Below are 13617 nucleotides of genomic sequence, written 5' to 3' on the forward strand. Positions count from 1 at the left end.
TAATTTAAAACGCTTTTATGAGCAAATTAGTAATTGTAGGTACAGTAGCTTTTGATGCTATTGAAACACCTTTCGGAAAAACAGACAAAATTCTTGGTGGAGCAGCAACCTATATTGGGTTATCTGCAGCAAACTTTAATGTAGATCAAGCAGCAGTATCTGTTGTTGGAGGAGATTTTCCTCAGGAATATTTAGATCTTTTAAAAGATAGAAATGTAGATATTGAAGGTATCGAGATTGTAAAAGATGGTAAAACTTTCTTTTGGAGTGGTAAATACCATAACGACATGAACTCTCGTGATACGTTAGCTACAGAACTTAATGTTTTAGAACATTTTAATCCTGTCGTGCCAGAAAATTATCGTGATGCAGAGATTGTAATGCTAGGTAATTTACACCCTTTAGTACAACAAGGTGTATTGGACCAAATGACTAAAAAGCCAAAATTAGCTATTTTAGATACTATGAATTTCTGGATGGACATCGCATTAGACGATTTGCTTGCAGTGATCAAAAATGTAGATGTTATTACCATTAATGATGAAGAAGCAAGACAATTAACTGGAGAATACAGTTTAGTTGTTGCTGCTAGAAAAATTCATGAAATGGGACCAAAATACGTGGTTATTAAAAAAGGAGAGCATGGTGCATTATTATTTCATGATGACCATATGTTTTACGCTCCTGCCTTACCGTTAGAAGAAGTTTTTGATCCAACAGGTGCTGGAGATACTTTTGCTGGTGGTTTTGCTGGTTACTTAGCAAGCACTGGAGATATTAGTTTTGAAAACATGAAAAACGCAGTAATCTATGGATCTACATTAGCATCCTTCTGTGTAGAGAAATTTGGAACAGAGCGCATGGTTAATTTGACAAAGGAAGAAGTCAATAACCGCTTGCAGGAATTTAAGAAACTAACACAGTTTGATATAAAACTATAAGTCACTAACGCGCTCAAATTTTGAGCGCGTTTTTTAGTATATTATTTAAAATAACACAACTCACAACACAACAACAATGAGTGATGCTTTAAAACACGAGTGCGGAATTGCACTAATTAGATTACTTAAACCTTTAGAATTTTATAAAGAAAAATATGGTAGTGCATTTTATGGAGTCAATAAAATGTATTTAATGATGGAAAAGCAGCACAATCGTGGTCAAGATGGTGCAGGTTTTGCTAGTATTAAAATGGATACCAAACCAGGAGAACGTTATATAAGTCGCGTTAGATCTATACAGCAACAACCAATACAAGATATTTTTGCTCAAATTAACGAGCGTATCAATAAAGAATTAGCAGAGCACCCAGAATACCAAGATAGTGTTGACTTACAAAAAAAGCATATTCCATATATAGGTGAGCTTCTATTAGGTCATGTACGTTATGGTACTTTTGGTAAAAATAGCGTAGAAAGTGTTCATCCTTTTTTAAGACAAAATAACTGGATGCATCGTAACCTTATTATGGCTGGTAACTTTAACATGACTAACGTTAAAGAGCTTTTTCAAAATTTAGTAGACCTTGGACAACATCCAAAAGAATATACCGATACCATTACCATAATGGAAAAAATCGGTCACTTTTTAGACGATGCTGTAAGCAAAATTTATAAAGAACTTAAAAAAGAAGGCTATGGTAAACACGAATGCTCACCATTAATCGCAGAACGTCTAAAAATTGCAAAAATATTAAGACGTGCTGCAAAAAACTGGGATGGTGGATATGCTATGGCTGGTTTAATTGGTCATGGAGATGCTTTTGTATTACGTGATCCAGCAGGAATCCGTCCTGCATATTACTATAAAGATGACGAAATAGTTGTTGTAGCTTCTGAACGTCCAGTAATACAGACTGTATTTAATGTAGAATTTAAAGACGTAAAAGAGTTAGAACCTGGTAAAGCTATAATTGTAAAAAAATCAGGGCAAACGTCTATCAAACAAATTCTAGAACCTTTAGAAAGAAAATCTTGCAGCTTTGAGCGCATCTATTTTTCCAGAGGAAGTGATGCCGAAATATATCAAGAACGTAAAATGCTTGGTCGTTTATTAATGCCAAAAGTATTAAAATCTATAAACAACGATACTGAAAATTCTGTATTTTCATACATTCCTAACACAGCAGAAACTTCATTTTACGGTATGATTGAAACTGTTGAAGAGCATTTAAACCAGAAAAAAACTCAAGCCATTTTAGATGGTAATGGTAAATTATCTGCAGAGCGTGTTACTTCTATTTTAAAAGAGCGTCCAAGAATTGAAAAAATAGCCATTAAAGATGTTAAACTAAGAACTTTTATAACAGAAGACAGTAGTCGTGACGATTTAGTTGCACACGTTTATGATGTAACTTATGGTGTTATTAAACCTACAGATAATCTTGTTATAATTGATGATAGTATTGTACGTGGTACTACTTTAAAGAAAAGTATCATTAAAATGGTAGACAGATTACATCCTAAAAAGATTGTCATTGTGTCTTCTGCACCACAAATACGTTTTCCTGATTGCTATGGTATTGACATGGCTAATCTAGAAACATTAGTCGCTTTTAATGCTGCATTAGCTTTACTTAAAGAAAATAATAAATATGAATTAGTAGAAGACGTTTACAAAAAATGTAAAGCACAAGAAAACTTAGAAGACAAAGATGTCAAAAACTTTGTAAACGAAATATACGATCAATTTACAACAGAACAGATTTCGGCTAAAATATCTGAATTACTAACAGACAAATCTGTAAATGCTGAAGTAGACATTATTTTTCAACCAGTAGAAAATTTACATAAAGCCTGTCCTGACCATTCTGGAGACTGGTATTTTACAGGTAACTATCCAACAGCAGGAGGTAACAGAGTCGTTAACAGAGCTTTTATTAATTTTTATGAAGGCAACAAAGAACGTGCTTATTAATAGCAATTAAATAGGGTTTAATACATGAAATCCTTTAACCGAATATATTTACGTTTCAACCATAATTTGCGACTATTCAATAATATTGTGATTATATTTGAGGATACCATAACATAAGTAGGTTAAGTTCATGGTAGATTTGGGGCAAAAAAGGTGAACACATGTTCACCTTTTTTATTTGTCTAAATTTTAAATAAAAACATAAAAAAAGCAGATTCTAAGATTTAGAACCTGCTTTTTTTATAATGATAACTAAACTTATTATTTAGCCTCAGCGTAACGTTTTTCTACTTCGTTCCAGTTAATTACATTAAAAAAAGCTTCAATATAATCTGGTCTTCTGTTTTGGTAGTTTAAGTAATAAGCATGTTCCCAAACATCTAATCCTAAAATTGGTGTTCCTTCGCAACTTACTCCTGGCATTAATGGATTATCTTGGTTTGGTGTAGAACACACTTCAACCTTACCTCCTTTATGCACACATAACCAAGCCCAACCTGAACCAAATTGTGTTGCTGCAGCTTTACTAAACGCATCTTTAAAAGCATCAAAACTTCCGTAAGCAGCTTCAATAGCATCTTTTAAGTCTCCAGATAAACGTCCTTTATCTTCCGGATTCATAACTTCCCAGAATAATGAGTGGTTATAAAAACCTCCTCCATTATTTCTAACAGCCATATTATTCATATCTAAATTAGCAAGAATATCTTCAATAGATTTTCCTTCTAAATCAGTACCTTCTATTGCACCATTTAACTTGGTTGTATAACCGTTGTGGTGTTTAGAGTGATGTATTTCCATTGTACGTGCATCAATGTTTGGTTCTAATGCATCATACGCATATTTTAGTTTTGGTAATTCAAAAGCCATAAGTGTATGTTTTTAGTGTTAATATTCAATTATTTCAAAATTAAACATTAAAGCTTTCAATTGAAAATATTTATTGAATCTATTATTTCTATTTAGTAATATTTTAACAAGCGTATTTAATTATTAAAGATAGTCTCTAAATATATTTAGCAACCATAATTTTGTTATTATCTTGTCTAAAATTTATAGTAAATGTTAACAACTACACCTTTTAAAGTTTATGATGCTTCTGCTGGAAGTGGAAAAACCTACACGTTAGTTAAGGAGTATTTAAAACTATTATTTGCCAATAAATTTAATGATGGTTTTAAACAAATTTTAGCCATAACATTTACCAATAAGGCGGTTGGCGAAATGAAATCTAGAATTTTAGAAACCTTACACCAATTTGCAAATCCTAACATTTTAGAAGGTAATGATAGTATGTTTTTGGCTATTTGTAGTGAGTTACATTTAGAGCCTAAAACAGCACACAGTAAAGCAATTGCATTGTTAAATACAATCATGCATAATTACGCAGCTTTTGACATTTCTACCATAGATGGTTTTAACCATAAACTAATCAGAACTTTTGCTCATGATTTAAAAATACCTATTAATTTTGAAGTCGAGCTTGACACACCTACTTTACTTAATCAAGCTGTGGACAGTTTAATTGCAAAAGCTGGTACAGACAAAAAACTAACTAAAGTTTTAATTGATTTTGCTTTAGAAAAAGCTGATGATGATAAAAGCTGGGATGTTTCAAGAGATTTTAACAGCACAGCCAAAGTACTTATAAATGATAATGATATTCCGCATTTTGAAAGTATTAAACATAAAACCATCGAAGATTTTAATGCATTAAAATCAAATTTAATCCAACAAATTAAAGCTGGTGAAACCCTAATATCTGAATCCGCTAAGGCTATTTTGGACATTTTTGCAGCTAATGGATTAGATAAAGCAAGCTTTACAAGAGGCACATTATTTAATCACTTTATAAAAGCTTCCGTTTTAGACTTTTATAAGCTTTATGACAATTTATTATCCCAAAATATAGCTGAAGGAAAAATTTACACGACTAAATTAGATTCCGCGAAAGCGTCAATAATAGACCAATTATTACCAGAAATAGATCGTACTTACCATAAGATTAAAACCGCAGTTTTTGATTTAAAATTTAAAAAAGCAGTTTATAAAAGCAGTACACCTTTATCTGTTTTAAATGCTATAAATCAAGAACTAAACACTATAAAAGAAGACGAAAACAAGTTGTTGATATCTGAGTTTAACACACTGATTAGTAAAGAAATTAAAAATCAACCAACTCCTTTTATTTATGAACGTTTAGGCGAAAAATTTAGACATTATTTTATTGACGAATTTCAGGATACGTCAGAAATGCAATGGACTAATTTAATTCCTTTGGTAGAAAACACATTAACTGGTCAAAACCTGAAAGGGCAACAAGGCACAGCTATGTTAGTTGGAGATGCTAAACAGGCAATTTACAGATGGAGAGGTGGAAAAGCAGAGCAATTTATTGGATTAACACAAACGGACAACCCGTTTCCTATTGAAAAAAATGTCGTACGACTAGAACACAATTACCGAAGTTTTAAAAATGTTATTGAATTTAATAATCAGTTTTTTGACTTTTTGTCTACTAACAGTTTTAGCAATCCAGAATATGCGACATTATACAAAAACGCACCACAAAAACCTGTTATAAAACATGAAGGTTATGTAAATCTTAATTTTTTAGATATTCAGAAAGAGGACGATCAAGATCAATTATTTCCAGAAACCGTTTTAGACACCATTACTAATTGTCTGAATAATAACTACCAATTAAAAGACATTTGTGTTTTAGTACGTAAGAAAAAACAAAGTGTTGCTATAGCAGAATTTTTAAGCGAAAAAGGCATACGAATTACTTCATCTGAAACCATGCTAATAAACAATTCTGAGCATGTAAGGTTAATTGTTAACGTTTTTAAACTTTTGGTAAACCCTAGCAATTTAGAAGTTAGAGTTAATATTTTAGACTACATTGGCGATCAAAATATTATTGAAGACAAACACCTATATTTTAAATCAAATTTAGATTTAAATCTTCAAGACTTTTTTAACAATTTAAAGCAATATAATGTTGATTGTAACCCAGATTATCTTGTCCAATTATCTTTATACGACTTAACCGAAACTATTGTTAGGAGCTTTAATTTAGCACAAACATCCAATGCGTATATCCAATATTTTTTAGATGTTGTTTTAGATTATTCTCAAAAACAAATCTCTGATATTTCTGGTTTTTTAGAGTATTATGATTCTAAAAAAGATAGCCTTGCAATAGTCTCTCCAAATAACCAAAATGCAGTTCAAATCATGACCATCCATAAATCAAAAGGTTTAGAGTTTCCGGTTGTTATTTTTCCATATGCTCAACTGGATATTTACAGAGAAATAGAACCAAAGGAGTGGTTCCCATTGGAAGAAACTAATTACAGTGGGTTTTCTAAAATATTACTTAATTACAATAAAGATTTTGAATCCTTTGGTCCTATTGGAGAAGCAATATTTACAAAACATAGATCGGAACAAGAATTAGATAATTTAAATCTTTTATATGTTGCTTTAACGAGACCTGTAGAACAACTTTATATTATTTCTAAAAAAGAAAAAGAAACTAAAACAGGCGTAACTTTTAAAACTTATTCTGGCTTATTAATAAATTACTTAATGCATAAGGGATTATGGAATGAAAACCAATTAGAATATACTTTTGGTAATCCAAAAAGAGAAATAAAACCTAAAGAAAACACAGAAAACACCAAAGAGGTTGAACAATTTATAAGTGTTGATAAATTAGATCACAATATTAAAATAATTACTAAATCTGGATTTTTATGGGATACAGATCAACAAGATGCCATAGAAAAGGGTAACTTAATACATGATATCATGGCTGATATTAATACAAAAGATGATATCGACAAGGCTATAACAAACTATTTAAATGATGGTTTAATAAATAACAATCAAGCCTCTCTTTTAACTCAAACTATAAAGCAAATAATAAATCACCAAGAAATAGCGCTATACTATACAAACGATTATCAAATTTATAACGAGCGTGATATTATATCCAAATCAGGAGCAATTATAAGACCAGATCGTTTAGTCATTAAAAACAATACCGTTACTATTATTGATTACAAAACCGGACTTCCAGACCCTAAATACCGCGAGCAGCTAGAAAACTACTCTGATATTTTAAAAGAAATGAATTATACAGTTGATCAAAAAATATTGATTTATATAAACGAAACCGTAAAATTAGTAACCTATTAAATCAAAAGAATTTTAACAACACATAACTATAAAGCAAACATTAATTAAATTTGCACTACCAAAACAACAAACATGTATAGCAGTATAAAACAACATTTACAACAAGAAATACAAGATATAAAAGATAACGGTCTATTTAAAGAAGAGCGTATTATCACCTCTGCACAAGGTGCCGAAATAACTTTAAACACAGGAGAAACAGTCTTAAACTTTTGCGCAAATAATTATTTAGGATTATCATCTCATCCTGAAGTGATAAAAGCTGCACAAGACACTATGGACACTCACGGATTTGGAATGTCATCAGTTAGATTTATTTGTGGTACACAAGACATTCATAAAACCTTAGAAGAAAAAATAGCTAACTTTTATGGCACTGAAGACACCATACTTTACGCAGCAGCTTTTGATGCCAATGGAGGTGTTTTTGAACCATTATTAGGTAAAGAGGATGCCATTATATCAGACTCTTTAAATCATGCTTCAATAATCGATGGCGTTAGATTATGTAAAGCTGCAAGATATAGATATCAAAACAATGATATGGCAGACTTAGAAAAACAATTAATTGACGCTAACAAAAATGGAGCAAGATTTAAAATTATTGTTACCGATGGTGTATTTTCTATGGATGGATTAGTAGCTCCATTAGACAAAATTTGTGACTTGGCAGATAAATATGATGCTATGGTTATGATTGATGAATGTCATTCTGCTGGCTTTATAGGAGAAACAGGTCGAGGTACATTAGAAGAAAAAGGTGTTATGGACCGAATAGATATCATTACCGGAACTTTAGGAAAAGCTTTAGGAGGAGCAATGGGAGGATATACTACAGGAAAAAAGGAAATTATTGAATTGCTACGTCAACGTTCTAGACCATATTTGTTTTCAAACTCATTAGCACCTGCTATTGTTGGAGCTTCAATTAAAGTGTTTGAAATGCTAGACAAAGACAACTCACTTAGGGATACTCTTGAGGAAAATACAAATTTTTTCAAAAAAGGAATGAAAGATGCAGGTTTTGACATTATAGATGGTGACTCAGCGATTGTACCTGTAATGTTATATGATGCAAAATTATCTCAAACTATGGCAAACATGCTTTTAGATGAGGGCATTTATGTTATTGGATTCTTTTTTCCTGTAGTACCTAAAGAAAAAGCAAGAATACGAGTACAGCTATCTGCTGCTCACACAAAAGCACATTTAGAAAAAGCCATCAAAGCCTTTATTAAAGTAGGTAAAGCACTGAAAATTATTTAGAACCAATCATAATTGGGTCGCAAAAAGAGGATATAATCAATATTTTTATATATTTGTCTTTGTTAATATTATTTAACAACTTATTTTTGCTTCTAATTAACACTTAAAAATTAAATTTTTGAATATGAAAAATCTTAGCAGATTATTGTTCACAATGTTACTTCTAACAAGTATGGGTAACGTTATGGCTCAAGACGAAAGCAACCCGTGGGCTATTAACTTCGGTATCAACGCAGTAGATGTATATCCTGTAGGAGAAGATGCTCCTCAAGGAGGATACTTTGAAGAATTCTTCAACGCTGAAGATCACTGGAGTATTTTACCTTCATTATCGACAATCTCAGTTTCTAAATATGTTGGAAACAACTTCTCTGTACAAGCAGGAGGTTCTATCAACAGAATTAACAAATGGGGACAAACTGAAGACAACTTTACAAACCCTAGTTTAAGAGTTAATGATTTAGCATATTATGCTGTAGATGGTAATGTAAGATACCATTTTGCAAATATAATTGGATCTAAAAAATTAGACCCTGCTGTTGGTGTAGGAGGTGGTTACACTTGGATTGAAGAAGGAGCATACAATACTTTTTCTACTGAAGCTGGATCTAACAACACTGTTGGTGCAGGAACTTTAAATGCGTCATTAGGATTAACATACTGGTTTACTGATAACATTGGTTTTTATGTAGAATCAAAATATAAACATTCTTTCGAGGATTACTTAACTAAACATTTCCAACATTCTGCAGGGTTATCTGTTAGATTTGGAGGAACTGATACTGATGGTGACGGAATATATGACAAAAACGATGCTTGTCCAGATGTACCTGGTTTAGAAGCTTTCAACGGTTGTCCTGATACTGATGGTGACGGAATCGAAGATTCAAAAGACTCTTGTCCAAACGAAGCTGGTTTAGCTGAGTTTAACGGATGTCCTGATACTGACGGAGACGGTGTACCAGATAACAATGATGACTGTCCAACAGTTAAAGGTTTAAAAACATTAAAAGGTTGCCCAGATGCTGATGGTGATGGTGTAGCTGATGCTAAAGATAAATGTCCAAGTGAAGCTGGTCCTGCTGCAAATGGAGGATGTCCTTGGCCAGATACTGATGGTGATGGTGTATTAGACAAAGATGATAACTGTCCTAAAGAAGTTGGTACTGTAGCAAACAATGGTTGCCCAGAGGCTCCAGCTGTACCAGACCAAGTTGTATTAGATAAATTAAATAGCTATGCTAAAACTATCTTATTTGATACTGGAAAATCAAGCTTTAAAAAAGAAACTTACTCTGTATTACAGTCTATTACTGCAATATTAAAAGAATACCCAGAAGCTAACTTTACAATCGAAGGTCACACTGATAGCGTTGGAAGTAAAACTACTAACCAAGCGTTATCTGACTCTAGAGCTAATGCTGTAATGGCTTACTTAATCGAAAACGGAATTGATTCTGCTAGATTAAATGCTTACGGTTTTGGTGAAGATTACCCAATCGACAGCAACAAAACTAAAGCTGGAAGAGTTAACAACAGACGTGTTGAAGTAAAACTTAAAAAATAAGTTTTAGTTAAACACTAAATTTTATAGAAAAACGCTTCGGGAAACCGAGGCGTTTTTTATTTTTATATAATGACAAACTTTATTCAAGATGTAATCCTAGATTTAAAAAATCAAGATTCTAGTTTTAGTGATCTAATATTTATACTTCCTAGTAGAAGAGCTGGTGTATTTTTGAGAAGTGAGTTAAGCTTAGTTTTAAATCAAACGATATTTGCTCCTAAAATCCTTAGTATCGAAACGTTTGTCGAAGAATTATCAAATTTAAAATCTGTAAGCAATACAGAATTGCTGTTTCAATTTTATAATACTTATTTAGAATTAACACCAGAAAACCAAAGAGAACCTTTTGATGCTTTTACAAAATGGTCACAAATTATTCTTCAAGATTTTAATGAAATAGATCGTTATTTGATTCCGCAAAAAAATATTCGATTACCTAAAAGCTATCAAAGATTTAGAACATTGGTCACTTCAAGCAAACCAAACGGACTTAGTAACTAATTATTTAAATTTTTGGAATAAACTTAATGATTATTACACACACTTTACAAAAAAACTAATTGATAATCGTCAAGGCTATCAAGGTTTGTTATATCGTGAAGCTTACAACAATATAGACTCTTATATTAAAGAAAGTGATTCAAAACACGTATTCCTTGGTTTTAATGCGCTTAATGAGGCTGAAGAACACATTATACAAAAATTAATTAAAAATGATTTAGCATCCATTTATTGGGATACAGATCTGACTTTTGTTGAAAATAAAATACATGATGCTGGTCTATTTATTAGACAGCATAAAACTAATTGGAGTGTTTTTGAAAAACACCCCTTTAATTGGATAAACAACTATTACAAAACTGATAAAAAAATCAACATATATGGTGTCCCTAAAAATATAGGGCAAGCTAAAGCTATTGGAAATATATTAGATGACCTATCAAACACTGACCCAAATCTAAAAAATACAGCTGTAGTTTTAGGGGATGAAAACCTGTTAATACCAATACTTAATTCGGTACCAGAATCTGTGGATGTTTTAAACGTAACTATGGGATTCCCTTTAAAAACAATTCCATTAGCATCATTATTTGAACATTTATTTAGCTTACAAAAAAAACATAATAACAAACTTTATTACAAAGAAGTTATTAGCCTCTTATCTCACCAATATATTCAACCATTATTTGAAAACGGAAGTGCAATTGCACTTATTGATACAATAAATAAAAACAATTTAGTGTATTTGAATGAAGCTTCTTTATTAGAAATAACTAAAGAAGAAACACCATTAATAAAATTACTATTTGGAAATTGGAAAAATGATCCAAATACTGGTTTGGATAATTGTTTCGAATTAATAAAAACTATTAAAGAGCAACTTTCTGAAGACAAAAAGACAAATCAATTAGGATTAGAATATTTATTTAGATTTAACACGCTATTTAACGAAGTAAAACGTTTAAACGACACTTATAATCACATTAAAGATATTAAGGGATTATACAGCATCTACAAAGAATTATTAAGTTCTGAAACTTTAGATTTTCAAGGAGAGCCATTACAGGGACTTCAAGTAATGGGAATGTTAGAGTCACGTGTACTAGACTTTGAAACGGTTATAATAACTAATGTAAATGAGGGTATTTTACCGTCAGGAAAAACAAACAATTCTTTTATTCCTTTTGATGTTAAACTAGAAAACAAGTTACCAACTTACAAAGAAAAAGATGCAGTTTATACCTATCATTTTTACCATTTATTACAACGTGCTAAAAATGTATACATTTTATATAACACAGAAATAGACACATTATTAGGTGGAGAAAAAAGCAGGTTTATCAATCAGCTAGAATTAGAAGGTATACATAAAATTAATCATCAGATATTAACACCAAAAATTCCTAATTATAAAAAAGAATTAGCTGTAATAACTAAAACAGAATCTATAATTAGTCAACTAAAAACAATTGCACAAAAAGGTTTTTCGCCTTCATCATTAACAAGCTATGTGCGTAACCCTATTGATTTTTACTATCAAAAATTATTAGGAATATCTGATTTAGAAGAAGTGGAAGAAACCATTGCTGCAAACACATTGGGTACTGTTGTACATAATACTTTAGAAGCTTTATACATACCTCTAAAACAACAGTTTTTAACGGTAGAAATAATAAAATCGCTCAAACCTAAAATTGATGAATTAATTACACTGTATTTTAAAGAAGAATATAAGGATGGTGATATGACTAAAGGAAAAAACTTAATTGTTTTTGAAATTGCTAAACGTTATGTTTTAAACTTTTTAAACCTTGAGATTGAATCTTTAAAAGCAGGAAATACTATTAAGATAATAGATTTAGAAGCACAAAGTAACCAAGTCTTTACTACAATTAAGGGTTTAGATTTCCCTATTAAATTAAGAGGAACTGTTGATAGAATAGATGAATTTAATGGTGTTACAAGAATTATAGATTACAAAACAGGTAAGGTAGACCAAAGCAAGGTTTCGGTTATTGAATGGGATGATGTATTGACAGATTATACAAAATATAGCAAATCATTTCAGGTATTAATGTATGCTTATATGCTAAAAAAATGAATCTTATTAGCTTACCTCTGGAAGCAGGTATAATTTCATTTAAAAACTTAAGTGCTGGTTTTATTCCTTTTACTAAAAAAGAACAAGTTAGAGGTGGTAATAAAACAACACTAATTACAGCTGAAATTTTAGAAGAATTTGAAATTCAACTACATAAATTAATTCTAGAGATTTTTAATCCAGAAATAGATTTTATAGAAAAGGAAATATAATGGAAATTAAGAATACTGTTTTAAATAGAAAAGCACAAAAGCCAATTGTTTTTGATTTGTTTTTTAATCAAACTAACAAACCTAAGGCATTGGTTATTTTTTGTCATGGATACAAAGGTTTTAAAGATTGGGGACCATGGGATACAGTTGCACAACATTTTAAAAATAACGATTTATTTTTCGTGAAATTTAATTTTTCTCATAATGGAGGCACAGTCAAACAACCAATAGACTTTCCTGATTTAGATGCTTTTGCAGAAAACAATTATAGTAAAGAACTACAAGACCTTGATGATTTAATTAACCATTTACTGAGTCAAAATAATGATTATTTATCAGAAATAGACATTAATAACATCACACTAATTGGACATTCAAGAGGTGGAGGAATAGCAACTATTAAAGCATCTGAAGATTCTAGAATAACCAAGTTAATAACATGGGCTAGTGTTTGTGCATTTGGAAAACGTACATCAACTACAGGAGATTTAGAACAATGGAAAATTGATGGAGTAAAATATATTTTAAACGGAAGAACAAAACAGCAAATGCCACATAATTATCAATTCTATTTAGACTACAAAGCCAATGAAGAACGATTAAACATAGAAGAATGTTGTAAAAGAATAAAGATTCCGCATTTAATAATTCATGCTATTGATGATCCATCTGTTAAATTTGAAGAAGCTAAAAAGCTTCATAAATGGAACCCAAATAGTAAATTATTTAAATTAGAAAACAGTAATCATGTGTTTGATGGTAAACATCCATGGGAACAAAAAGAACTTCCTAAAGCTTTAGAAGTAATAACAAAACAAAGTTTAAAGTTTATTACTAAAACATCATAA

Annotated in this window: 10 protein-coding genes; 9 read left to right on the forward strand and 1 reads right to left on the reverse strand. The window is 30.9% G+C overall.

Features of this window, described 5'->3' with window-relative positions; translation table 11 throughout:
- The first annotated feature begins 17 nt into the window (after window positions 1-17).
- Both AC0L4B_RS03210 and AC0L4B_RS03215 read left to right on the forward strand, forming a co-directional pair.
- Window positions 18-941 (forward strand): PfkB family carbohydrate kinase, encoded by a 924-nt coding sequence (locus tag AC0L4B_RS03210; protein WP_028288983.1) that lies wholly within the window; start codon window positions 18-20, stop codon window positions 939-941.
- Between the two features lie 76 nt (window positions 942-1017).
- Window positions 1018-2916: an amidophosphoribosyltransferase gene (locus AC0L4B_RS03215; RefSeq protein ID WP_473438520.1), complete on the forward strand. Its 1899-nt coding sequence runs from the start codon at window positions 1018-1020 to the stop codon at window positions 2914-2916.
- A gap of 261 nt (window positions 2917-3177) precedes the next feature.
- Here AC0L4B_RS03215 and AC0L4B_RS03220 read toward each other — a convergent pair whose 3' ends face one another.
- Window positions 3178-3786, reverse strand: coding sequence for a superoxide dismutase (locus AC0L4B_RS03220; RefSeq protein WP_028607178.1), 609 nt, complete (start codon window positions 3784-3786; stop codon window positions 3178-3180).
- A 192-nt stretch (window positions 3787-3978) separates the two neighbouring features.
- Here AC0L4B_RS03220 and AC0L4B_RS03225 point away from each other — a divergent pair, with 192 nt between their 5' ends.
- From AC0L4B_RS03225 to AC0L4B_RS03255, 7 genes are all read left to right on the forward strand, one after another.
- Window positions 3979-7122, forward strand: a complete 3144-nt coding sequence (locus AC0L4B_RS03225; RefSeq protein ID WP_473438521.1) for a UvrD-helicase domain-containing protein — start codon at window positions 3979-3981, stop codon at window positions 7120-7122.
- A 72-nt stretch (window positions 7123-7194) separates the two neighbouring features.
- A complete protein-coding gene (gene kbl / locus AC0L4B_RS03230; RefSeq protein ID WP_473438522.1) occupies window positions 7195-8388 on the forward strand; it encodes a glycine C-acetyltransferase in 1194 nt (397 codons plus the stop codon).
- 124 nt (window positions 8389-8512) lie between these two features.
- The gene (locus tag AC0L4B_RS03235) at window positions 8513-9955 is read left to right on the forward strand and encodes an OmpA family protein (RefSeq protein WP_473438523.1); all 1443 of its coding nucleotides are present in this window, start codon (window positions 8513-8515) and stop codon (window positions 9953-9955) included.
- A 69-nt stretch (window positions 9956-10024) separates the two neighbouring features.
- A complete protein-coding gene (locus AC0L4B_RS03240) occupies window positions 10025-10456 on the forward strand; it encodes a hypothetical protein (RefSeq protein ID WP_473438524.1) in 432 nt (143 codons plus the stop codon).
- Between the two features lie 85 nt (window positions 10457-10541).
- Entirely contained in the window at window positions 10542-12557 is a 2016-nt protein-coding gene (locus AC0L4B_RS03245) for a PD-(D/E)XK nuclease family protein (RefSeq protein WP_473438525.1), read from the forward strand.
- A complete protein-coding gene (locus tag AC0L4B_RS03250; protein ID WP_473438526.1) occupies window positions 12554-12769 on the forward strand; it encodes a hypothetical protein in 216 nt (71 codons plus the stop codon). Before AC0L4B_RS03245 ends, AC0L4B_RS03250 begins: the two co-directional genes overlap by 4 nt.
- Complete coding sequence (locus AC0L4B_RS03255; RefSeq protein WP_473438527.1) at window positions 12769-13617, forward strand: alpha/beta hydrolase family protein; 849 nt, start codon at window positions 12769-12771, stop codon at window positions 13615-13617. The genes AC0L4B_RS03250 and AC0L4B_RS03255 overlap by 1 nt, the downstream gene beginning before the upstream one ends.

Source organism: Olleya sp. NP1-10 (assembly GCF_055804415.1).